This is a genomic window from Brachybacterium timonense (genome assembly GCF_900258505.1).
In the GTDB taxonomy this organism is placed as follows: Bacteria; Actinomycetota; Actinomycetes; order Actinomycetales; family Dermabacteraceae; genus Brachybacterium; species Brachybacterium timonense.
The window spans coordinates 2,976,535-3,001,066 of record NZ_LT984895.1; the positions used below are offsets into that span (position 1 = coordinate 2,976,535).

Below are 24,532 nucleotides of genomic sequence, written 5' to 3' on the forward strand. Positions count from 1 at the left end.
AGGGTCCGACAAACGAGCCCATTGCGCGCGTGATCCCGCGGTAGGCGAGGCCGATCACCCCGCGCCTGCGAGCCCGAGTCGGCGGTCGAGCGCGGGCATGGTGGGGCTGGCCATGGGGTGATTCTCCCGGAGGTCACGGGCGGTCGCGAACGGGATCAGTCCCCGGTGCCGACAGCACACGGGTCCGGCACCGAAGCGGTGCCGGACCCGTGCGGCGTGAGCGATGGCCGGATCGGAGTCTCGGACGGCTCTGTGAGCGCGCCGGACCCGCGCGGCGTCAGCGAGGTACCGGGGTCAGCCGTCCTCGCGGCGGGCGACGGTGGCTCCGCCGACGATCAGCGCCACGGCCACACCCGCGATGCCCAGCGCGGCCACACCGGTGCGGGCCAGGCTCGACGCGCCGCCGAGGGCCGCGAGTCCGCGTCCGGCATGGTCGGGCTTACCCGGCTGCCCGGCGTGCTCCGGCGTGCCGGGCTGACCAGCATGCTCCGGGGCCTTGCCAGGGTTCTGACCCGGGCGATCGCTGCCTGCGCCAGGGTCCGTGCCCGGCTCAGCGGGGGCGTTGTCCTGTGCCGGGAACCCGGCGTCGAGGCCGACGATGATCGGGTTGTGGTCGGAGGATCCGTACACGCCCTCCTCGACCAGGTTCACCTCGTTGTTGCGGTAGCGGGAGTACTGGGTCATCACGGACTCCGGCCCATTGATCGACCAGCCCGTCGCCCCGGTCACGCGCTCAGCAGCGGCAGCGTTGGCGAGCACGTGGTCAAGGGAGCCGACCATGCCGCCGAAGCTGTAGGACCACGCCTCGGACTCGTGCTCACGCACGGTGTTGACGAACCCGCCGTCGTAGAACACCTGGAGCGGATCCTCCATGGTGTAGGCGTTGAAGTCGCCGCCATGCAGCACGGCGTCCACGCCCAGCTCCTTCGCGCGGCCATTCGCCCACGCATTGAGCGCCTTCGCCTGCTTCACGCGGGACGTGCGAGCGTTGCCCTGCACCGGATCCTCGGGAAGGTTCGCGTCCTCACCATCTTTGGAGCCCTTGGACTTGAAGTGGTTCACGGTGAAGAAGAACGGCTTGCCCTCCAGCTTCTTGCCGTCCCGCTCAGTGACCGGCACGAACACCTGCCCGATCGGCTCGCGGGCGTTGTCGAACGCCTGATCGTTCACCAGGACCTCGACGCCGCCACGGGGCGTGACCGCTGCCGGCTTGTAGATGATCGCGTTGGTGATGACGTCCTGGCCACCCTCGGCGCCGGCCGCCTTGTACGCGTCACCGGTGGGGATGTACGCCCAGGTGCCCTCGCCGTCCTTCGCGTTGAGGGCATCGACCAGGGTGGCGGTGGCTTCGTCGGGCGTCTCGCCGAGCCGAGCGGAGTTCTCGATCTCCATCAGACCCACCACGTCAGCGCCGGTGCCGGAGATCGCCTCGACGATCTTCCCCTGCTGGCGCTGGAAGCTGGCGTCGTCCCAGGCGCCACGCAGGTCGCAGCCACCGCGCACATTGGTGCCCTCGCCGTCCATGTTCGTGTACGGCGTGCACCCGGGCACGTCCTCGCCCAGGGTGGTGAAGTAGTTCAGCACGTTGAAGGTGGCCACCTGCAGGTCGCCGCCCACGTCGTTCGGGGTGTCCTGGCGGGTGTTCTCGAAGTCCACGCCGTCGGTGTCATGGGAGGCCCAGGGGCTGGTGGGGTTCAGCCGCCACTGGTCATGGGAGTAGGCCACCACGACGGGCTGGGTGAAGGTCGCGCCCGCGCCCACCCGCACCGGCTCCTCGGTGGTGAGCCAGCTCATCGGCTGGTCGGGGTTCTTGGAGAAGTTGGTCGTCTTGCCGTCGTCCAGCAGCACCTTCTTGGTCTGCTGCTCCTCGTAGTAGGCGGTGGCGTCGGCGCCCGGGGCCATGACGTCGCCGGCCTGGCGCAGCGGCTTGTCGCCGATGGCGAGCGTGACCTCGCCGAACTTGTTCGTCGGGTACACGTCGGTGACGGTGAAGTCACCCTTACCCGGCTGGTACAGCATGTGTTCGATGGATTCGCGCTGCGCCTCGTCGGTGGGGAACAGGTCGACGGTGAGGGGCTTGACGGGATCGAAGGCTTTGTCGGCCTTCGTCAGGCCGTCAGCGGCCACGCTGATCTGGGTGGAGCCGTAGTACTCGGACACCTCACCGGTGACCTGCACGGAGTCGCCGACTGCCACCTTGTCCATGGTCTCGCTGGAATACACGAACAGGGCGGTGGAGCCTGTGTGGCTGGAGAAGTCGAGTGCACCGCCGGTGCCGCCGGTCTGGATCACGTAGCCATCCAGCCCGCCGGTGGCGTACACCGCAGTGACCACGCCTTCGGTGGTGACGGTCTTCCCCTGCAGCGGGGATTCAGCGCCGGTGCCCTGGATCTTCGCGATCGGGGTGATGGCCAACGGGTCTGCGGGATCGTCTGGATCCTCGGGGGCGGGGTCAGCCGGGTCCTCAGGGGCCGGCTCGGCCGGATCCTCGGGAGCCGGTTCGGAGGCGCCGGACGGCTGCGGCGTGGGGGCGCCCGCCGTGAAGTCCGTCGAGTTCTCGCCGGTGGAGGCCACGCGGGCGACACTCGTGTCATTGGATGTGCCAGGCGCGGCCGCGTCACCGGAGAAGGTGGTGGCGCCGCCCCATCCCACCAGGTCCACCACGGCGGGGTCGCTCGCGCACGTGGCGCCGGTGCAGGTGAGCTTGCCGTCAGCGTTGGACAGGGCGAACACGCCGCCGGTGCCGGAGGCGTTGATGTCGCCGGTGGCGTCCGCCGTCGGCAACGCTTCGCCGTTGCCGTTGCCCGCGGCGAGCTGGATCAGGAAGGTCTGACCGGCCGGAACGGTGCCGCTCAGGGCGACGGAGTTGTTGAACGCGCCCTTCTTGGAGGCGTACTGGAGGGACCAGCCGTCGATGCTGATGTCCTTATCGGAGGTGTTGCGCAGCTCCACGAAGTCGTTCTGGTAGGCGGCGCCGGAGTTGCCGCCTCCGCCGTACACCTCGTTGATCACGAGGTCGCCGGGGGTGACAACGGCGGCCTGGGCGGGGGTGAGGCCCGCGAGGCCGCTCAGGCCCAGGGAGGCGATCGCGGCGGCGGCGCCGACGCGGCTGATGCGCGCACGAAGGCCGGCGTGGCCGGTGATGACTGAAGACATCGGTGTGGTCCTTCCGGGTGAGGGGGTCACTGCAGCAGTGCTGCACGTCAGGGGCAACGGCTTGTCGCTGCCCCGGTGTCACGGCGCGGTGGGGGCACGCCCGGTATCGGATTCTTCTGAGGACACGGAACGGGGCCGAGCCAAGGGGCTCGACCCCGTTCCGACAGTGGGTCAGTCGCGGCCGACGCGGCTGCGCAGACCGTACGCGCCCAGACCCGCAAGGGTCAGCAGCAGCGCCGCAGCGCCCAGAGGCGCAGCGTCGGTGCCGGTGCGGGCGATGTCGCTGGACTGAGGAGCGCGGTAGCCCGGATCCTTGGGGCGGTCGGCGGAACCGTCGTCGCCGCCGGTTCCCTCGCCGTCACCGTCCGTGCCGCCGCCCGTCTGGTCATCGCCGCCCTGGTCGTCGCCATCCTGGTCGCCGCCCTGGTCATCACCCTGGTCGTCGCCACCCTGGTCGCCACCCTGGTCGTCGCCATCCTGGTCGCCACCACCACACTCGGCCGGAGCGTTGCCGTTCTCCCAGGTGAAGGCGGGCATGTCGATGACGTACTCGGTGCCGGTATCCGGCACAGCGGTGATGGTCAGCGGCACCTCGGTGCCCTCGGGCACGCAGAGCCAGTCGGTGAAGGTGACGTCGGCGTACCAGGCGCCGTCGTCGTCCTGCTCATAGGGAGCCTCGAAGGTGCCGTACTCGCCAGCATCGACGATGACCTTCTCGATCTTCGGCGCGCCCAGGCTCTGGGACTCCAGGCCCCGGAAGCGCAGCACCGGATCCTGGTCGATGCCCTCCTCGCTGCTGTACTTACCCTGCTCGATGCTCTGGACCTCGACCTGACGCTGCGAGTAGTCAGGCTGAAGATCCTCGTTCGCCGCGAGGTACTCGGACAGGGCGTCACGGTCGAGCACGCCGGTGTCCTTGATATCGGTGGCCTTGGCCAGGGTCGCCATGCCATCGCCGCCCTCGAAGAGGAAGGAGGCGCCGACGATGGTGTAGGAGGCCTCGAGGTCGATCGGCTTGCCATTGACGCGCACGTCGATGAGGCGGGAGCCGGCCTCGGCGGTCGAGTCGTAGGCGTAGCTGATGTTCTCGGAGACCGAGAACGCGAGGAAGCCCTTCTCGCCCCACTGCTCCTCGAGCATCTGCACGAACTGTGCGCCGGTCACCTTGCCGGAGTACAGGGTGTTGCCGAAGGGCACCATGTTGTTGGCCTCTGCGAGGGTGACGACGCCATCGCCCTCGGCACCGGACTGGTTGTACCAGAACTCGGCACGGATGCCGCCCGGGTTCATGAAGCCGATGATCTCCTCGCCCTCGTTGGTGCCCCGCTTCTCGAGGAACCACTTCATGGAGTCAGCGAGCATGTTGCCGGCAGCGCTGTGGCGGGTGCGGTTGTCGCCCTTGGCGACCTCTTGGGTCTTGGTCCAGACCCCGTCGACGTACTCGGCCTTGTCGGTGTCCCAGGAGGTGGTGATGTCGCCGCCGATGGTGCCGACCTGCTCTGCACCGATGATCTCGGCCTTGTCCAGGGCGGCGTTCGAGATGGAGGTGGCGCCGGCGTAGACCTTGCTGTCGGCGCAGGCGGCCAGGTCCTTGCCCTCGGTGGCGATGAGCTGGGGCGCCTCGACGGCGATCCAGTCGGTGCCATCGGCGTTCAGCTTCAGCGTCACGGAGCCGACGAAGGCGCCGCTGGCGCCGGCCTGGATGATCGGGCGGGTCCGCTCGGTCTCGGCCTCCTGGATCCCTTCGAAGGCGTAGGTCTTGTGGGAGTCACCGTTGATGATCGCCTCGACATCGGGGTGGGTCTCGTTGACGATCCGGTCGAAGATCGGATCGGAGTTCGGCGGCGAGAGCGTCGAACCGATCTCGGAGGAGCCGGACGCGCCCTCGTGGTAGCTGGCGATCAGCAGATCGTACTGCTCACCCGACTTCTTGAGCTCCTCGACAGCTTTGTTGACCTCATCGACCGGGTCGCGGAAGCTGAGCCCCTTGATGGCGGCCGGGGAGACCTTGTCGATGGTCTTGGTGGTGACGGCGCCGACAACAGCCACCTTCAGGCCGTTCTTCTCGACGATGGTCCACGGGGCGCTCAGACGCGAGCCGTCGGCCTTGTAGACATTGGCGGCCACATGGGGGAACCCGGCGTTCTGCTCGATGCGCCCGGTGAGGTCGTCCTGGCCCTGATCGAACTCGTGGTTGCCCACCGCGGCGGCGTCCGTGCCGAGGGCGGTGAGGTAGTCCAGCGTGGGCTCGTCGTCCTGGATGGCGGAGGCGAACTCGGAACCGCCGACGTTGTCGCCGCCGGAGATCAGGAAGCTGTTCTCGTGCTGAGCCTGCTCATCGACGACGGTGCAGGCGAACTCCTCGCCGACGCTGAGGGCGCCGTGGAAGTCGTTGTAGGTCACCAGGTTGATCTCGGTGCCGGGGGCGGCAGCGGCCTCGGCGGGGGCGACCGGAACGACGGCGACGCCGAACGCCAGGGCGGCTCCCCCGAGCCCGACCGTGGCGCCGCGGGCGATGCGCCGCGCAGGGGTGGTGAACATGGGTGTCTCCTGGGAACGTGATGTGAGGAGGATGAGTGCGCCCACCATCCTCCCCATGTTCACCACGCTTCACCAGCGGTGTCGTCGGATCGGTCGCGAGGTGTCACCCGCCGTTCACTTTGAACAGCGTCGGCTGCGCGTGTCGCGACGAATCGTTGACATGGGCTTTGCCTGGGCTTGACTCGACCGTCCGGGTTCTGACGCTCGTCGGTGCCGGAGGGTACTGTGCCAACCGGCAGTGCGAGGCATTGCGAGCCTGGGCCGCCTGCCGTCTTGCGCCCGATCACCATCGCCTACAGGAGCACTCATGGCTTTCGGCCTCCTCCGTCGCCGCCGCACGGTTCCCGCGAAGGACGGCGCCTCCTGGCCACACGTCGTGATCATCGGCGGCGGCTTCGCCGGCGCGAACGCCGTGCTGGGGCTGCGCGACACGCGTGTTCGGGTCACCCTCATCGACCGCAACTTGTACAAGACGTTCCAGCCACTGCTGTACCAGGTGGCCACCGCGGGCCTGAATCCCGGTGACGTCACCATGATGCTGCGCAGCCTGTCCCTGACAGTGCCCAATATGCGCTACCGCCAAGGTGAGGTGGTGGGCGTCGACCCGACAGCCAGGACAGTGCGGATCGACGGCGGCGAGGAGCGGCTCACCGAGATCCCCTACGACTATCTGGTGCTCGCTGGCGGCGCCACGACCACGTTCTTCGGCACGCCGGGCGCTGAGGAGCATGCGATGCCGATGTATACGCGCTCGCAGGCTCTCGCGATCCGGGAACGGCTGTTCTCCGAGCTCGAGCGGGCCAGCCGCGAGGCTCCTGCCACGCTGGCCACCGACCCCGCTGCAGTGGGGACAGCCGCAGCTGCGGCGTCCGCGCTCGGGGCGGCGCCGTCCCCGGCCGGCGCATCGAGCACGGGGAATGACGGCGCCGACGGCCGCCGAGCCACGGCCGGCCATCGTCACACCTTCACCCAGAACCGCACCGTGGATCGCCTCCACGTGAGCGTCGTCGGCGGCGGACCCACCGGCGTCGAGATCGCCGGCGCGCTCGCAGACTTCCGACAGCAGGAGCTCGACATTCTCTACCCGGAGATGGACCCGGGCACCCTGCAGGTCACGCTCGTCCAGCGCGGCACGGAGCTGATCAAGGAGTTCCGGCCGTCCTTCCGCGCGTACGCCGCCCGCGAGCTGCGCAGCCGAGGTGTCGAGCTGCGGCTCGGGCACGGCGTGAAGTCCGTCGGCTACGACCACATCGAGCTCGACGACGGCACCATCCTCGAATCCGACATCACCATCTGGGCCGCCGGCGTGGCGATCCCCGAGTCGGTGACAGCCTGGGGCTTCCCACAGGACCGACGCGGCCGCATCGACGTGGACGATACCCTGCAGGTCAAGGGGTTCCCCGGGGTGTACGCCGCCGGCGACATGGCCGGCGGGGACAACGCCCAGCCACAGCTCGCGCAGCCCGCGATCCAGACCGGGTCCTGGGTGGCGAAGATGATTCACGCCGACGTCACAGGCGGTCCGAAGCGGCCGTTCCGTTACGTGAACCTGGGAACCATGGCCACGATCGGGCGCCGCGCGGCGATCGCGGAGATCCCGCACTTCCCAGACCTGTCCGGCTCCGTGGGGTGGATGGCGTGGATGGGCGTGCATGTGGGCAAGCTGCTCGGTCACCGCAACCGCCGCGCCGTGGCGATGAACCTGCTCTCGCTGTACGGCGGCACACGGGCCACACATCAGCCGAACCCCGTCATCGGCGAGGTCGACTCGATCTCCGCCGCACGGCGCTTCCGTGCCGAGGCGGCGAATCGTCGCTTCGGGGAGGGCGCGGGCGGGGCGTTGTGATGTCTTTTTATTTTGCTGGCCTCCTTTGTATTTTTTGAATTTCTCCAACCTCGGCTGACATCACGAAAACGGTGCGTTTACGCATCAGATCCATGTACTCACCGCCGGTGGCGTGCACACCCGGCGATGCGCACACCCGGCGATGTCCACGCCCGGCGATGTCCACGCCCGGCGATGTCCACGCCCGGCGATGCGCACGACCGGCGATGTGCACGGCCGGCGATGTGCACGCCCGGCGCCGCCTCCCGAACTGCTCGGCACAGTCCGAACCGCCATAGCCACGAGGACCCGGTGCACGCACGCGCACCCGCCCGACCCTTCTCAGACAAGAGCGTTCGCCCGGCGCAGCGCGGCCCCCACCCTGCGCACGAAGGCCTTGGGTGCGGCCAGATCCCGTGCCGTGATTCGGTAGACCATCCAGCCGAGCCCTCGCAGCAACTCATCCTTGTATCGGTCGCGCCGCCAGGGCATCTCTGACTCGTGCCACCAGCCGTCGTACTCGATCGCGATCCGCGCCTCCCGGTAGGCGAGGTCCAGCCAGTAGCTCTGGCCCGTATCGGGATCCAGGATCCGCAGATTCGTCTCCGGTTCCGGCAGCCCGGCCCGGACCAGGATGAGGCGCGCCCTGGTCTCCTGCGGCGAGTCAACCCCGTCGCGCGCCTGCACAAGTGCCTCTCGCGCCAGCGCCACGCCTCGTCCGCTGATCGCCGATAAGCGCTGCGCGAACTGCGCTGTGGTGATACGCGGGAGCCCTTTGCGTTCTCGCAGCCGTGATGTCAACTCATCAATGCAGGCCACGCGCTCAGTAACACTGAGCGACCCCATGAGCGAGGCCACAACACCGACAGGTTCGGCACACGGCACCCCGTGGACGGTCACGGCCGTGGTCGCCGTGCGCTGGTGGACGGTAAGACCACGCGCTGACGACGTCCTGTGCTCGGGCGCAACCGCACAGTGGATGGGCTCGCCGTCGGCGTAGCGTCGTCCCCGTGGCAGTGGGAGGCCCAATATCTCGGCCGCTGTGAACGAACACGCCACTGCGGAGGGCCGGAGATGCGCAACAGCTGCTCTGGTCACTGCCTCCACGCCTGCAGGATGCTGAGTGGGTGTGTAGTGACCGGGGAGCACACGGGTGAACTCCTCCGAGTGGAGACGTCTCGTCCCGACGCCGAGGGCGCGCAGCTCATGCCTGGACAGAACGGAGCCGGGCGGCACCTGTGGTCGGCCACTCGTCGGTGTGCTTCGGGAGGTCATAGGCCGACGGTAGGGACCTGCGCCGACTGCGCGCAGGCGAACCTCGACGCCTGGGGATCTGGGCGAATGGGGAGGACGCGGCGCGGCCGGCCGAAGTAACGGGCCCGAGGGTGGCCGCGCCTCACGGCTCTAGTGGCGCGCCTCCCGTGCTCGAACTCATAGAAATGATGCGTTTGCGCACCATTTGTATGCATTCGTAGCACAAGGGATCTGCCGCTGCGGTGCAGGCCCGCTTCCCCGCCATGCGAGTTCACAGAAACGATGCTTTTTTGCACCAGATCTATGAAGTGGGCACGGTGGATGGCGCCGGGCCGGGGCGTGGTGGGTAGCGGCGGCGTGGAACGTGAGGGTGAAGAGGTCGCACCGTGACGGCGGTCCCGTCCTCACGGGCGCATGATCGCGTCCCTGAGCAGTGCCACGTCGCGGCGGATACCGTCGACACGCTCCGCATCTGCGCCTGCGGAGGCATCCTCACCATCTGAAAGCTCGACGGGTGCGTAGCGCGCACGCGCAACGAGCACTCCGACCCGTTGCGCGGCCACGGCGGCAGCGTCCCAGCAGACCTGGCCGCTCCTCGCTGCCTCGCTCGCCTCAGCTGCCCCGGCCGCGGCCACCTTGCCGCCTCCGGCCGCAAGCCTCCCAGCGCCGAGGGTGGGGCCCCCGTGCTCCCGTCGGCCCGGGAACACCGCGCCGCTGCCTGCCGCGCGCCTTTCGGCGCCACCAGCACGGCTGTCGCCATCACGGCTGGCACCGCTTCGAGCGGCACCGTCCGCCGCGGCCGCTGACCTCACCTGTCGCACGAGTTCGTGCAGCGCCGTCGTGGGGCCGAGCGAGGGGTCGAGCTCGACCGCCACAGCAGGCCGCCCCCAGCGGCCCGTCATCAACGCACGCAGCGCACCACCACGGCGGCATGGAGCCGGGCGCTCCAGCGCACCCGCGCCGTCTGATCGCTCGGCGCGCCTGGTACGTCCCGCGCCCATCGAGCGGGCCGACGACTCCTCCGATTCCACACCCGCGCCGTCCGATCCCTCGGCACGCCCGGTACCGCCCGCGCCCTTCGAGCGGGCCGACGGCTCCTCCGATCCCCCACCCCCGACGCCTGCCGCGGGCCCTGCTCCCCCGGGCAGCCGCACCGCAGCCAGCCCGGCCGGCCAGGTCACGGCTCGTCGGCGTGTCGGCACTGCAGCCAGCCGGCCCAGCCAGGTCACGGCTCCCCAGGGCAGCCGCACCGCAGCCAGCCAGCCCAGCCAGGTCACGGCCCGTCGGCGGGTACGCACAGCCGCCTCGACCTCCGCCCAGGCGAGCTCCGCGACCGCTGCGTCGCCGGCCCGCGCAGCGGCATCCCACCGCGCCTCACGCCAGCGCGCGACAGCCCGTCGGCCCTGAATCCAAGCGACCACACCTGCCGCGGCTAGCAGGGCGACGGCAAGCGCCACGCCCCACCATCGCGCAGCCTCAGGAGTCTCCTCCCCGACGTCGCTGCCGTGCTGAGCCTGGGCCGGCGTGGTCGGCTCCTCCGGATCGGCGGAGTCGCCGCGCGCCTCGGATGTCGGCTGTTCCTCGGGCTGGTCAGCGGCCGTCGGCTCCTGAGCCTGGGGCGTCTCCTGCTCGGGCTCCGTCTGCGGCACAGGCCCGGCGTTCACACCGTTGGCGGCGTCGGCCGGGGTCGGCTCGAAAGGGATCCAGCCGTAGTCGGGCCCGAACCACACCTCGGGCCAGGCGTGCGCGTTCTTGCTGGTCACCACGTAGCCGTCGCCGGACGGGGCCCCCGCGGTGAACCCCACCGCCACCCGGGTGGGGTACCCCTGCGAGTTCATCATCAGCGCGAATGTGGCCGCGAACTGCTCGCAGTACCCCACCTTCTCGGAGAGGAAGGAGGTGAGCGGATCCTCCCCCGGTGGTGTCGCCACGGTGACCGAGTAGTCGAACTGTGTGCGGAAGTGCTCCTGGAAGGCCATCGCGGTGTCGTAGGCGCCGCGGGCCCCGGTGCTCTCCACGATCTGGGAGGCCAGCTCGGTGGATGCCTCCGGCAGGTCGCCGACGCTCAGGTACCCGCTGGTGAGCGGGTCGGACAGGCCCGCTGGATCAACGGCCCGCAGTGCGTCCACGTCGATCTGCGGGCGTTCGTGGCGCACGTCGTAGGTCATGCCGGCAACGGTTGTTCCTGGATCGGTGCGGGCCACTTCCCCACTCGTGCCGAGCGTGGCGAGGGGAGCGTCCACCGTGTCGTGGCTGCCGTCTCCGGCGGGGCGCTGTGCCTCGGGGGCCTGCTGCCCTGGCGCGCCGTTGGTGCCCTTCTCGGGGCGCCCCGCGGGTGAGGGGCTCGCGGCCGCCGGGGCTTCGGCGCGGATCGACCGGACGTGGCCTGGCACCGGCAGGAGGTGCCCGCCGAGCGCCGCGACCTGGACCCGTGTGGTGGCGAGGTCGTGGCCCTCCAGCGCGGTCTCGCCCAGCTGGCGGGAGTCGCTGGGTGAGGCTGGCATCGCCTGGCCTGCATCACCGCTGCCGGGCTGGAAGGTGTGCCCGTCGAAGCTGGTGAGGGTGCGCAGCCGCAGGTAGCCGGGGTCAGCATCATCGGTGGTGTAGCTGAGCACCCGGGTGTTGCCCTGGTCGAGCAGGGCGCGGCGCACGGAGACGCTGTCGTCCACCATGACCGCGCCGAGCTGGGCGCCTTGACGGCCCTGCCAGGCTTTGACCTGGTCGATGGTGAGCGGGATGCGGGTCTGTGCAAGCGCGGGCAGACGGTCTCCGAGCGGGGCGGCGCTGAGCGCCACCAGCGTGATCACGGCGAGGGTGGCGAGCGTGGTGCGCAGCGGGCGCTGCAGTGGCCGGGCTTGGGGCCGTTGATCGCCTTCGAGGTATTCGGGGTCGGCGTGCACGGTGCGCACAGCCAGCAGCAGCATCGCGGCGCCGACGGGTCCTGCAATGGTCCACCACGGTCCACCGCCGGGGTGTTGCAGTACGGGCAGGAGGCTGAATCCGAGCAGGAGCAGCGCAGTGGGGGTGTGCCAGGACAGGTCGATGGCCAGCAGGTCCAGGGCGAGCGTGATGAGGGCGATCATCAGCACGAGCACCACGCTGCCGCGGGCGCCCACCACCAGCGGCGGCTTCCCGGCGACGAATTCGCTGAGCCCACCCACGATGGTGGTGCCGAGGATGGTGGGCAGGTCGCCGAGCACAGCGTCCGGTGGCACGAGGTTCTGCCGGTATGTGGCGATGATGAGCAGGGCGAGGATCACGAGGATCTGCAGCAGCGGCACGATCACCGTGCCGCGCAGTCGCAGACGCAGCAGCATCCCGGCGGCGATCACCGGGGTGGCGCCGAGTAGCGGGAACACGATCCACGCGTCGCCCTTCAGCAGCAGGGTGAGCGGCGTGGAGGCGAGCAGGATTGCCATAAACAGCACCAGACTGCGCACCGTCGCAGCCCCGGGGGTGAGGGCGGGCCGACCGATGATGCCGCTCATCGCGGGGCTCCGTTCGGCGCGGCGCCCTGCGTTCGACCCGGCGCGGAACTCCTCGCGACGCCCGACGCTCCACTCGACGCAGCACCCGGCGCGGCACCGGCGACGGCATTCGGCGCGGCAGCGCTGAGCAAGTCATCGAGGCTGTCCTCGAGGTCGCCGGTGACGACGGTCCACGCCCCACGGCGGCCTGTGGTGATGCCACCGGTCGGGTCAGCACGGTCGCGGGTCGGGCCCGCCGGTGCGCTCCGCCGATGCACACCGCGCCGTGCCGCGGGCAAGCCCCGTCGGCGCCTGCCGCGCCCGGCCGCCTCCGCGTCGTCGGCCTGCCCTCCCCCGCTGCGCAGGGTGGTGGCGGGGTGATCGACGGGATGTGAACCCGACCGATGCCCTTCCCCGCTGCGCAGGGCGATGGCGGTGCGTGCCGTGGCGCGGCCGGCGTGACGGTCGAGGTCCAGCCCGTCGAAGGGTGCCGGCTCGGCGCGGCCGACGGCGAGCGCCAGCGCGGTCTGCGCAGCGCCGTGATCACTCCGCCCGTCACCGGCCGCGTCAGGGTCGTCGAAGCCGACCACGGCGAGTGCTCGCTGTGCCGCACGCGAGGCGATGGCGTCGGCCTCTCCGCCAACTGCGGAACCGCTGGCCCCGCGGCGTGCAGGGGTGCGGGTGAGTTCGTCGCCGGTGGCGTCCAGCACGCGCACCTCCCAGCCGTGGGCGCTCAGGCTCTCCAGCAGGGAGGCGACGATCGAGACGAGCCTGTCCTCGAGGGCGAGGTCGGCGGGTCCGTCGGCGCCTGGCCGGGTGTCGAGCAGGATCGTGGCGGTGCGGGCGGTGGGGGCTTCGTCCTCGCGGGTCATGAGGCGGCCGGTGCGGGCGGAGGCGCGCCAGTGGATGCGGCGGATGTCATCGCCGCTGGCATAGGGCCGGGCGATGGGTCCGATCTCGCCGATGCCCGTGTGGGCGTGGCTGGGGGCTGCGTCGCCGCGGTCGATGTGTGCGGTGCGGGCGGCTGTGGGGCCGACGGTTTCGCGCTCAGGCAGCACAGTCACGGCGGCGTGGTCGAGGGTGCGGTGGCGCAGCTGCCACAGACCGAGGACGTCCCGCACGATGATCGTGGCGGGGGCGAGGCTGTGATGGCCGCGACGGATGGTGGGCAGTGTGTGGGGCATGGCGGGGGCGAGCGCGAGGTCACCGGTGCCGCCCAGGGCGTCGGGCAGGTGTTCGCGCACGGCGCCGCGGCCCAGGGCGAGGTGGGCGAGCAGGGCGCGGGGCGCAAGGTTCATCTGCACGCGCACACGCTCGCCATGCGGGATGACATCGTCGACAACGGCGCGGTCAAGCCGCAGCCCGAGGCGTGCGAGCAGCATCGCCAGCAGACCCAGCAGCAGGGCGGCCAGCAGCGCGGCGGCGAGTGCCCTCGGCACCGCGAGAGCGAACAGGTCGCCCAGCAACCACAGTGCGAGGGCGAGTGCGCCGAGCAGCGTGCCGCGCAGGGTGGGGGTGAGGCGTGTGCTGGTCGTTGCCGTGTTCTCGCCCGCTGGGGCGGTGGTCACGATGGCACCGGGACGGCGGCGAGGACCTCATCGAGCACCCTGGCGGCGTCTGCTCCGCGGGAGAGCGCCTGGGGGCTGAGGTGCAGACGGTGGCGCCACACGGGCTGGGCGACGGCTCGGATGTCCTCGGGCAGCACGTAGGGGCGGGCCTCGAGCGCGGCGTGGGTTTTTGCGGCACGCACGAGGTGCACGGCGGCGCGGGGTGAGGCGCCGAGCGTGACCTGCGGGTGGGTGCGGGTGGCGTCTGCGAGGCGCACGGTGTACTCGAGCAGGCTGGGCGCGATGTAGAGGTGTCGCAGGGCGCGGATGGCGTGGGCGATCTGCGAGGGGGTCGTGCGGGCGGTGATCGCGTCAACGGTGTCGCGTTCACCCTCGCGCACGGGGCCGGTCTGGGCGGCGAGCATGCGGGCTTCGGCCGCGGCCACGGGGTATCCCATGGAGGTGTGAGCAAGGAACCTGTCGCGCTGCGCTTCGGGCAGGCTGTAGGTGCCCTCCATCTCCACGGGGTTGGCGGTGGCGACCACCATGAACGGCTCAGCCAGCGGGTAGGTGACGGAGTCGATGCTCACCTGCCGTTCTTCCATGGCCTCCAGCAGGGCGGATTGGGTTTTCGGGGAGGCACGGTTGATCTCGTCGGCCAGCAGGATCTGGGTGAACACGGCGCCGGGACGGAATTCGAACTGGCCGGTGGCCTGGTTGAACACGCTGGCGCCGGTGACGTCGCCGGGCAGCAGGTCCGGGGTGAATTGGATGCGGTGCCGCTCGGCGCCGATCGCGGCCGCCAGGCATTTGGCGAGCATGGTCTTGCCCACGCCGGGGATGTCTTCGATCAGCAGGTGGCCACCGGCGAGCAGCACGAGCACGGTCAGGCGCACGACATCGGGTTTGCCTTCGACCACGGTGGTGATCTCGTCGATTACGGCGCGGGCGTGCTGGGCGATCTGCTGGGTATCCGGCTCGCTCAGCCGCTCCGACTGCGTGGTGGTCACGGGCGGTGCCTCCTGCTCGGGTGCGGTGGGGTCGGTCCGTCGTTCAGCTGTTCCTCGCTGGCCCTGGGGTGACCGTACCTGGCCGCCCTGAGCGGCGTCGCTCTGAGCGGCGAAAGGCTCGCCGACCTGGCCGCACGTGGCGGGAAGTTCACGAAGAGTTCGCCTACGACCCGCCGACACGCCGAGCGATGAACGCATCGTCACTCTAAGATGGGCGCGCTGACCACTGCGCTATGAGGAGACTGCTGTGCCCACTGTTCGTCGTTCCCCGTCCGTTCGCCTCGGAGCTGGACTGGCCCTGGCTGGGGCGTGCGTTGCTGCGCCCGCGGCTTTTCCTGCGGCAGCGTTCGCAGAGTCGGTGTGTGGCGGCGCGAAGGTCGCGGCGTCCGACTCGACGGTGACGGTGGGCGACAAGGTGACGCTGCGCGGCGAGTGCACCGGCGGTGGCTCCGCGAGCTTCGTGGTCGATGGCCAGGGGATCGGTTCGGCGAGCGCGAACGCCGATGGTGATGTGCGCAAGCGGTTCACGGCGAAGCGCGCTGGCACTCTCACCGTCACGATGTCCACGCAGAACGGCCAGGCCGTGACTCGCATCGAGGTGGCCGATGCCAGCGATGGCGGCGGCGACGAAGGCGACGGCAAGGAGAACCCGGGCGAAGGCGACGGCGACGAGAACCCGACCGACCCCGACCCCGGCGCCCCCGGGGATGACGACGACGACAACGGCGGGGACGAAGGCGACGACAACGAGGACCCAACCGACCCCGATCCCGGCGCCCCGGGGGATGACGACGAAGGCGACGGCGGAGACGAGGGCGACGACAACAACCCCGACAACCCCGGCGACGACGGCGACACCCCTGGCGATGATGACAACCCCGGCGACGACGGCGACGGCGGAGACAACGGCGAGGACGACCCCGACGACAGCGACGGCGGCGGGGACGAAGACAACGACAACCCTGGTGACGACGGCAACGACAACGGCGGAGATAACGGCGATGGTTCCGAGCCGCCCAGCGAGGAACAGCCGCCAAGCGACGAGCCGCCCAGCGAGGAGCAGCCCGGAGACACGGGCAACGACGACGGCCCGGTGAACGCTGGTCCGGAGAACCCGGGGAAGAAGCCGACGAAGCCGGGTGGGCCCACGCAGAAGCCGCCGCCGAGCAACGAGCCGGAGCAGGCTCCCACCAAGCCGTTCCCCGGCCGGACCGACGCGGATTCCGGGCAGCGCAAGTCCAAGCCGGCACCGGAGGCGTCGGGGCGGGGCAAGCGCATGATCGACCCGTCGACCACGCCGAATAAGAGCGGCACGAAGGCGTTCCCGGGTGAAGAGTCGGAGCGTAAGCCCACCGTCAGCGCGCCGGTGTCCGCCCGCGTGGGCGTGGCTGCGGACCTGCTGGCCCGTGCCTTCGGTGGCGGTGGCGCCCTGGGCTCCGAGTCTGGTTCTGGCACGGACGCCCCGGAGAGCTCCGACGGTGGCGGCGAACTCGCAGCGACCGGTGCGAACATGCACACCGCCGCGCTGCTGGGTTCGCTGGCCCTGAGCTCCGGCGCCGTGACGATCTGGATGCAGCGTCGCCGCACGGAGCGCTGATCGAGGCCGGGGCCGCGGCGGCACCCGTAGGATGTCGATGTCCTGACCTGCCGCCGCCCCCGGAGGATGCCTGTGCCGTCTGTGTGGAGCACGCCCCTGAAGACCCTGCGCACTGCCGCATGGCATCTGCGTGAGGGTGGCGTGCCGCAGCTGCGGCTGTGGTGGAGCCGTCAGCCTCCGTTGCTGCCCCGACGGCGGCGGACCGGGCGCCCCAGCACCACCCCGTCGGCCACCACGCGTCCGCAGCCACGCGTGCGGTACGGCTGGCGCGGCGACCCCAGCGCCGGCATCTCCAACGGCTACCTCGCCGACCACGGCTTCCCCCTGCCCGAACGGGCGGCGGTCCCCGCCTACACGCCCGAACCCCGCCACGTGCTCTACCTGCTGCACAACGCGCTGCCGCACCACTCCGGCGGCTATGCGACCCGCACGCACGGCCTGCTCACTGAGCTCAACCGGATCGGCTGGGCCGTCGACGGCGTGACCAGGCTCGGCTACCCCTACGACATGCCGGGAAAGGCCGATATCCCCGATCTGCCACCGTCCGAGGTTGTCGGCGAGGTCAACTACCACCACCTGCTCACCGGCCGACAGATCGAGAAGAAGAACCCGATGTTCGACTACACCGAGCGGTACGTCGACGCCCTGCTGCCCCTGGCACAACGCGAACGGCCTGCGATCCTGCACGGCGCCTCGAACCACTGGAACGGCCTGGCGGCGGTCAAGGCCGGCAATCAGCTCGGCATCCCTTCGGTCTATGAAGTGCGCGGCCTGTGGGAGGTCACCCGAGCCTCGCGCGATCCCGAATGGGGCGCCGGCGACCAGTACCGGTACATCGCTCGGATGGAGGCCGATACGGCACGCGGCGCCGACCGCGTCATCGCCATCACCGGGGCACTGCGCGATGAGCTCGTCGCGCGCGGGGTCGACGCCGAGAAGATCACCCTGGTGCCCAACGGCGTGGACACGGAGCGCTTCGCTCCCCTGCCGCGTGATGAGGAGCTTGCCGAGTCGCTGGGCGTCAGCGGGAAAACCGTGATCGGGTACGTCGGCTCCGTCGTCGACTACGAAGGGCTCGGGCTGCTCATCGACGCCGCCCGCGCGCTGCGCGCTTGCCGCGAGGACTTCCACGTGCTCATCATCGGCGACGGCGCCGCTCTCGAAGACCTGCAGGCCCAGGCTGCCGACCTCTCCGATGTGGTCACCTTCCTGGGACGGATCCCCCACGAGGACGTCGAGCGTCACTACTCGATCATCGACATCACCCCCTTCCCACGCCGCCCACTGCCGGTGTGTGAGATGGTCTCCCCGCTCAAGCCCTTCGAGGCGATGGCGATGGGCAAGGCAGTGGTGGCCTCCGACGTCGCGGCACTGGCAGAGATCGTGGACGACGGCCACACCGGGCTGCTGCACGCCAAGGGAGACGCGCAGGCGCTGGCCGCCCGGATCGAACAGCTGCTGGACGACTCGGCGCTGCGGGAGCGACTCGGCGCGCAGGCCCGCGACTGGGTGGTGGCTGAGCGGGACTGGCGTTCGCTGGCTCGGATGGTGGCCGACATTTACGAGGAGATCACTGCGTGAGCCTGGATCTGGATGCGGCACGGCGACAAACGCTCGCCACCTCGTTCCGTCCCGAGGATCTCGACGCGTTGCTGAAAGGGCGGCTGATCATGCCCCCGCACGAGCAATGGACCCTGCCGGAGCAGCCGACGTGGCAGGAGGACCCGTTCCACGACCGCAACTGGTGCTTCCAGTACCACACGCTGCGCTGGCTGGAGCCCGTGCGGCGCGCGGCCGCGAAAGGCGATGACACCGCGTACGCGATGTGGCTGCACTGGGTGTTCGACTGGGTGGAGAAGAACCCGCCCGAAGCCCCCCGCTCCCCCTGGGCGTGGGCCGATATGGCCGACGGTATACGAGCGCTGCATCTGTGCCAGGCGGCGCCGATGGTCGCATCTCGCTCCCACGAGCTCATCGATGGGCTCGAGCAGGCGATCCGCACCCATGCCGAGCACCTCGCGGATCCGGCCAACATCGGCCACGCGAACCATGCCCTGCATCAGGCAGAGTCCCTGTTCGTGTGCGGGAGGGTGCTGCAGGACGAGGGCCTGTGGCGACTCGCCGCGGACCGGATGTCCGCTCTGCTCCTGGAGCAGTATGACACGCAGGGCATGAACGCGGAGGGAGCCGTGGCCTATCACCACAACAACGTGCTGTGGTGGGAGCGCGCGCTGAGCCGGATCGACCGCGAGGAGCTGCCACGCCCCCAGGGCGCGGAGCGCTTGGAGATGGCCCTCGAGGGCCTCACCCATGCCACGCGTCCAGACGGCACGTATGTGACGATCGGAGACACTGACCGGATGAGCCCGGAGACACTGGATCCGCACCCGGTCACCGACTACGTGCGCTCAAACGGCGCCGACGGATCACCTCCGGACCGGACGACGGCAATCTATGAGGCCGGATGGATCTTCGCGCGCTCCGGCTGGGGCGATGCCGAGCGTCCCTACCACGACCACACCTACTTCACGGTGCGCTTCGGCCCGTCGAAACGGGTGCACGGTCACGCCGATGGCACCTCCCTCACGTACTCGGCGCACGGCGTGAACTGGGTCGTGGACCCCGGGAAGTACGACTATTCGGCCAGCACACCACGGGCACATGTCATTTCACGTGCCGCCCACTCCGTCTTCTCCCTCGAAGGGCGTCGTGTGAAGAGGGACGCTCGTGTGGACCTGGTCCGACGAGTCATAGCGCCGACTCACCACGACTTCGTGCTCACGGATTCGAGCTTTGGCCGTATCGCGGTGCGGCGCCGGATCATCTGGTCCGCGTCAGGGGAATACCTGGTGGTGATCGACGAGGCTGCGCGGGCGCGCCACAACAGAGCTCTGCAGCGGTGGCAGCTCGGCCCGGACGTGGAGGCACAGCTCGACGGGGCGCAGGTGCGCCTGCGCAGCGGAGATCAAAGGGCGCTGATTGCAGTTCTCTCCCCCACGGTTCGGATCGCAGCGGTCCGCGGGCAGACGGAGCCGTTCGACGGCTGGGTCTCCACAGGATGGCGGACCATGACCGAGGCGACCGCTGTGCAGGTGCGCGCTGAGATGGCCCGTCCCCGTATGGTGACGGTGCTCGCGGCTGGCACGGAGGCAGATCCGCAGGCGCGCCTGGTCAGCTATCGGCTCCTGGGCCCGACGGTGCTGGACGTGTTCACGGGCGCCGCGCATGAGCGGATGAGGATCACCGAGGGCGACGTGCTGATCCGACCCATCACGCACGACGCAAGCGAGACGTCATAGCGAGCGGAGGCTCGTCTCGGTGCTGACTGCGACCAGAGAGCTGTTCTTCCCGTGGACCACGAGGCCGGCGGGGCCGGAGTTCGTCAGCTGGATGCGCACCCGAGTGGTGGGCGAGCACGGATCGGTCGGCATCGCGGCTGCCTCGTCGAAGGACAGCAGGTCGTGGTGGACCCATTTGTCGATCCCCACCGTCCGGGTCTCGTCGACGAGGTGGTCGCAGACCTTTCCGCTGCTGTCCACCAGGTCGATGAGCAGCCGTGCCGACACGGTATTGCCACGCTCGTCGATCGCGGAGGTCCGGCACCATGTCCGGCCCTGCTCGCGCGAGCCATTGACCCCGGTGCATGTGGTCATGTGCACGGTCGCCAGGGCCGTCACGACGCCCTGTGGACGGGCGGGGACTGTCTGTTCGAGCACCACCGAGGATTCATCGGCGGGTAGCAGACGCGGCAGTGTCTGGTCGGCATCCGCCTGTTCGACGGCCCCGCCCTTGGCGATCCGATCGATCCGCCAATTTGCGTCCAGCTGCACTGTTGTGTCCTTCGCTCCGACGTTGTCGTAGGGCGCGTTAGCCAAGACGTTGCAGCGGTGAACGCCATCCTTGCGGGGCTCAAGGACCAGGGTGTTGCGGTAACTCACGGGCTCGCCCGGCACGAGGTTCTCGGTGCCACCGATGGACCCGGCACCGGTGCCGTCCGCAGTGACGCAGCTGAAGGAGACACCCAGGTACATGCCGACCCCGGGGGCTGACCTCGGCTTCACGGTGCTCAGGTCAAAGCGCACGAGGTAGGACTCTCCCGCCCGCAGGTACATGGTCCCCGCGGCGAGACGGACCTCGTCCGGCAGCGTCAGCGACGCGCGATCCTCGACACCGAGCGGGGGCTCAGCGGCGGGAAGGAGTGTCGGTGACGGTGGCGCGCTCGACGAGGCTGCCGGCGACTCGATGGACGCGGGCTCCTGCTGCGACCCGCTGATCGTTGCCCACATGCCGATGGCGAGAAGCATGGTCACCACCACAACGCTGCCGACCCACCAGCCGGGTGCGAGACGGTTGCCGGTCGTGGTTCGAGGCATCCGGCTCCCTTCTGCGCCTGGCGCCGCCCAGGTGCACAAACATCGATCAGGCAGGCTCTACAGTACGGGGCGCCTGCGACGGGTACAGCGGCGAAACCGGTGGGACTGCAGGGTGGTCGGGATGTGACCAGATCGGTCTGAGTAGGACGACGGGTCTGTGTGCAGGGCCAGACCGGCGACCCCGTTCACCAAGTCACTACGTCCAGGCCGTCTCGGATTCAATCACTGACTTCCGCACGCATGCCCAGGACGCTACCGTAGGACGTTGACAGGCGTCTTCCCCGACTTTCCCTCCCGACCCCGCATCCTCGAGGAGCAGCGTGAACCCGATCGGATCCTCCATTGACACCGTCTGCGTGATCGGCCTCGGTTACATCGGCCTGCCGACCGCCGTCGTCTTCGCCCAGGCGGGCAAGCGCGTGATCGGCGTGGACGTCAAGGAAGAGAGCGTCGAACGTATCAATCGCGGAGAACTGCCGTTCGTGGAGGCAGGCCTCGAGGCTGCACTGAAGGACGTCGTGGACCGCGGCCTGCTCTCCGCCCAGCTGGAGACGCCAGCCGCTCGCGCCTATATCGTCTCGGTGCCCACCCCGTTCAAGGGCGACCGCGATCCAGATCTGTCCTACATCGAGGCGGCCGCGCGCGGCATCGCCCCGAATCTCACCGGCGGCGAGCTCGTGGTCTTGGAATCCACTTCCCCGCCCGGGGCCACCGAGCATATGGGCGAGGTCATACTCACCGAACGCCCCGACCTGACCCTTGAGGTCGGCAAGAAGAACACGCTCTATCTGGCTCACGCCCCCGAGCGCGTGCTACCCGGCCGCATCATGATCGAGATGGTGGAGAACGACCGCATCATCGGCGGCACCACACCGGAAGCCGCGCAGATGTGCCGCGACCTCTACGCTTCCTTCTGCAGCGGCGAGTTGCTGATCACAGATGCGAAGACCGCAGAGATGGCCAAGCTCACCGAGAACGCGTTCCGCGACGTCAACATCGCTTTCGCCAACGAGCTGTCGATCCTCGCCGAGAACATGAGCATCGACGTGTGGGAGCTCATCGAACTTGCCAACCATCATCCCCGCGTCAACATCCTGCAACCCGGGCCCGGCGTAGGCGGCCACTGTATCGCCGTGGACCCGTGGTTCATCGTCTCCGCGGACCGTGAGAACGCGAAGCTCATCAACACTGCCCGCAGCGTCAACGACAGCAAGCCCCAGCGGGTGATCGCGAACGTGCTCGAGGCCGCGAAGGGCATCGAGCACCCGACCGTCGCCGCGCTCGGGATCACTTTCAAGGCGAACATCGACGATCTGCGCGAGTCACCGTCGAAGAACATCGCCCTGGAGCTGGCCGATCGACTCGATCACGGCACGGTGCTCGTCGTCGAACCGAACGTGGATGAGCTTCCGCGCGAGTTCGAGGGCAAGGCAAATGCGGAGCTCGCCAGCGTGAACGACGGCATCGAGCGCGCCGACATCGTGCTGCTGCTCGTGGACCACGACCCGTTCCGGATGGTCGCTCGCGAGAACCTGGACGGCAAGACCGTCATCGACACGAAGGGGCTGTGGCGTTGAACGTGCGCCTGCCATGGTCGGCGAACAAGCCTGCACCCTCCGCATCCGCGCCCCCCGAGCCTGCGCGCTCCGGCGACGCGACGGACGAGGTCGATCTGCGCGTGACGAAACTGCTGCGGGCCGCATCCGCGCACGCGAAGGATCCCGAACTCACGGAGAAGGCGACCGGGGAGTACCGCGAGGCAGTCACCGCCTCCGGCTTCAATGCGGACGTCCTCATGCAGTACGGACGGTTCCTCGTCTCACGAGGCCGGCGCGCCGCCGCCGAGGAGATCCTCGCCATGACGCTCGCCGCCGACGGAACCCGGGTCGACGCGGTCGAGCTCTACCTCGATCTTGTCCACGATCTGAAGCTCCCCAACAAACGGGCCGCATGGGCTATCAAGCGGTTGCGCACCGTGATCCATCAGGCACCGGAGCGCTACGAGGAGGCACTGTTCTACCTCATCGCCCACCAGTGCACCGAGGCGATCGCCGCCATCGCGGACGGACCGGCCGGCCCCGCTCTCGCGATGGTCCAGATCAACCGCCTCTACGACGACGAAGCCGTCTCTCCCGAGGCGCTGCGCCGGATTGCAGCGGAGAACCGGCTCACCGATGAGAAGCTCATCCGGTGCCAAATCCGAGTAGCCCTCGCCCGCGGGAACCGCTCGGTCGCGCGCGAGCTCCTCGAGAGCGCGCCCGACGAGGCGGTGCCTGTGCGCACGCTCCGACGCGCCATCCGACGCGCCCGAGCGCTGGGACGCAAACCCCAGGTCCTCACGTACCTCGACGCCTACGATCGCGTCCGACCGAAGGACGCGTGGGCACGCCACCTGCGCGCCGAGATGACCACATCGGAGAAGGCGGGAAAGGGCACGTCCTCGCCGTCGAACTACCAGCTGGGCAAGACCGGCTTCCCGTTCCCCCCAGCACGGAAGACCCCTGCCTACGAGGCCGATCCAAAGCGCGTCTTCTACCTCCTACACAACTCGCTCCCCCATCATTCGGCCGGGTATGCGACCCGGACTCATGGCCTCCTGACCGAGCTCAATAAGCTCGGCTGGGACGTCGACGGTGTCACCCGCCTCGGCTATCCCTACGACATGCCCGGTCGTGAGAACATGCCCGACGTCGACCTGCATGAGGTCGTCGGTGGCGTCGACTATTACCGGCTCCTCACAGGGCGGCAGATCGAGAAGAAGAACCCTCTCTTCGATTACACCGAGCGCTACGCCCAGGAGCTGCTTCGCCTGGCGCAGGAGGAGCGTCCCGCCATCATTCACGCGGCCTCAAACCACTGGAACGGTCTCACCGCCGTGAAGACCGCCAACCAGCTGGGCCTCCCCTCCATCTACGAGGTCCGCGGCCTCTGGGAGGTCACCCGCGGCTCTCGCAACGCCGAGTGGGCCAAGAGCAACATGTACAATTACATCGCTCGGATGGAGGCGGATGCCGCGAAGAGCGCGACCACGGTCTTCGCGATCACCAAGGCGCTGAAGAACGAGCTGGTGGACCGCGGGGTCGAGGCCGACAAGATCACCGTCGTGCCCAACGGGGTGGACACCACGCGCTTCACACCGATCGCGCGAGACCAGCAGCTCGCCGCCGAGCTCGGGGTGATTGACAAAACCGTCATCGGGTACGTCGGCTCTGTCCTCGACTACGAGGGCATCGAATTGATGCTGGAGGCCGCCCGGCAGATGGCGCGCACCCGCGAGGACTTCCACTTCCTCATCGTCGGTGACGGAGCAGAGCTCGAGCGCTTCCAGGGCTACGTCGCAGAGAACGGCCTGGAGCACGTCATCACCTTCACCGGCCGCGTGCCGCATGAGGAGGTCGAGCGCTACTACTCGCTGATCGACATCACACCCTTCCCGCGCCTTCCCCTTCCCGTGTGCGAGATGGTCTCGCCGCTCAAGCCCTTCGAGGCCATGGCCATGGGCAAGGCGGTCGTCGCCTCGGATGTCGCGGCGCTCGCGGAGATTGTGACCCCAGGTCTCAACGGCCTGCTGCACGCGAAGGGCTCCATGGAGTCTCTCCTGGAGCAGCTGACCCGCCTGCTCGACGACCGGGAGCTGCGACAGCGCCTGGGCGCTCAGTCCCGGGACTGGGTCGTGGCCGAGCGCGACTGGGGCAGGCTCGCGAAGCTCGTCGCGGACACCTACGCCGAACTCACCCGCTGATCCGGACGATGTCGTCCCGT

General features: G+C 69.3%; 13 protein-coding genes. 6 read left to right on the plus strand and 7 right to left on the minus strand.

Going from position 1 to position 24,532, the window contains the following annotated elements; all coding sequences use genetic code 11:
* Positions 1-294: 294 nt before the first annotated feature.
* The gene (locus C8271_RS13225; RefSeq protein ID WP_106507690.1) at positions 295-3,156 is read right to left on the minus strand and encodes an ExeM/NucH family extracellular endonuclease; all 2,862 of its coding nucleotides are present in this window, start codon (positions 3,154-3,156) and stop codon (positions 295-297) included.
* A gap of 171 nt (positions 3,157-3,327) precedes the next feature.
* Positions 3,328-5,697: a bifunctional metallophosphatase/5'-nucleotidase gene (locus C8271_RS13230; RefSeq protein WP_106507691.1), complete on the minus strand. Its 2,370-nt coding sequence runs from the start codon at positions 5,695-5,697 to the stop codon at positions 3,328-3,330.
* Positions 5,698-6,004: 307 nt separating this feature from the next.
* Here C8271_RS13230 and C8271_RS13235 point away from each other — a divergent pair, with 307 nt between their 5' ends.
* A complete protein-coding gene (locus C8271_RS13235) occupies positions 6,005-7,543 on the plus strand; it encodes an NAD(P)/FAD-dependent oxidoreductase (RefSeq protein ID WP_106507692.1) in 1,539 nt (512 codons plus the stop codon).
* Positions 7,544-7,864: 321 nt separating this feature from the next.
* On the opposite strand, the gene C8271_RS13910 is transcribed toward C8271_RS13235, so the two are convergent.
* The 4 genes from C8271_RS13910 to C8271_RS13255 form a co-directional block, all read right to left on the minus strand.
* Positions 7,865-8,341: an endonuclease domain-containing protein gene (locus C8271_RS13910; RefSeq protein ID WP_106507693.1), complete on the minus strand. Its 477-nt coding sequence runs from the start codon at positions 8,339-8,341 to the stop codon at positions 7,865-7,867.
* An 839-nt stretch (positions 8,342-9,180) separates the two neighbouring features.
* Complete coding sequence (locus C8271_RS13245) at positions 9,181-12,264, minus strand: transglutaminase TgpA family protein (protein ID WP_106507694.1); 3,084 nt, start codon at positions 12,262-12,264, stop codon at positions 9,181-9,183.
* Entirely contained in the window at positions 12,261-13,811 is a 1,551-nt protein-coding gene (locus C8271_RS13250) for a DUF58 domain-containing protein (RefSeq protein WP_106507695.1), read from the minus strand. Before C8271_RS13250 ends, C8271_RS13245 begins: the two co-directional genes overlap by 4 nt.
* Positions 13,808-14,800 carry an AAA family ATPase gene (locus C8271_RS13255; protein WP_245921149.1) on the minus strand — a complete coding sequence of 331 codons (993 nt, stop codon included), beginning with the start codon at positions 14,798-14,800 and terminating at the stop codon, positions 13,808-13,810. Before C8271_RS13255 ends, C8271_RS13250 begins: the two co-directional genes overlap by 4 nt.
* Before the next feature lie 247 nt (positions 14,801-15,047).
* On the opposite strand from C8271_RS13255, the gene C8271_RS13915 reads away from it, so the two are divergent.
* The 3 genes from C8271_RS13915 to C8271_RS13270 all read left to right on the plus strand — a co-directional run bounded on the left by C8271_RS13915 (position 15,048) and on the right by C8271_RS13270 (position 19,696).
* Complete coding sequence (locus C8271_RS13915) at positions 15,048-16,397, plus strand: hypothetical protein (protein ID WP_170957904.1); 1,350 nt, start codon at positions 15,048-15,050, stop codon at positions 16,395-16,397.
* Between the two features lie 81 nt (positions 16,398-16,478).
* Positions 16,479-17,978 carry a glycosyltransferase family 4 protein gene (locus tag C8271_RS13265; RefSeq protein WP_170957905.1) on the plus strand — a complete coding sequence of 500 codons (1,500 nt, stop codon included), beginning with the start codon at positions 16,479-16,481 and terminating at the stop codon, positions 17,976-17,978.
* Complete coding sequence (locus C8271_RS13270) at positions 17,975-19,696, plus strand: heparinase II/III domain-containing protein (RefSeq protein WP_106507697.1); 1,722 nt, start codon at positions 17,975-17,977, stop codon at positions 19,694-19,696. The genes C8271_RS13265 and C8271_RS13270 overlap by 4 nt, the downstream gene beginning before the upstream one ends.
* On the opposite strand, the gene C8271_RS13275 is transcribed toward C8271_RS13270, so the two are convergent.
* The gene (locus C8271_RS13275; protein ID WP_106507698.1) at positions 19,691-20,770 is read right to left on the minus strand and encodes a hypothetical protein; all 1,080 of its coding nucleotides are present in this window, start codon (positions 20,768-20,770) and stop codon (positions 19,691-19,693) included. The two genes, C8271_RS13270 and C8271_RS13275, sit on opposite strands and share 6 nt — an antisense overlap.
* Positions 20,771-21,099: 329 nt before the next feature.
* Here C8271_RS13275 and wecC point away from each other — a divergent pair, with 329 nt between their 5' ends.
* Both wecC and C8271_RS13285 read left to right on the plus strand, forming a co-directional pair.
* Complete coding sequence (wecC, locus tag C8271_RS13280; RefSeq protein WP_106508089.1) at positions 21,100-22,347, plus strand: UDP-N-acetyl-D-mannosamine dehydrogenase; 1,248 nt, start codon at positions 21,100-21,102, stop codon at positions 22,345-22,347.
* The gene (locus C8271_RS13285) at positions 22,338-24,512 is read left to right on the plus strand and encodes a glycosyltransferase (RefSeq protein ID WP_106507699.1); all 2,175 of its coding nucleotides are present in this window, start codon (positions 22,338-22,340) and stop codon (positions 24,510-24,512) included. Before wecC ends, C8271_RS13285 begins: the two co-directional genes overlap by 10 nt.
* The last annotated feature ends 20 nt before the right edge of the window (positions 24,513-24,532 follow it).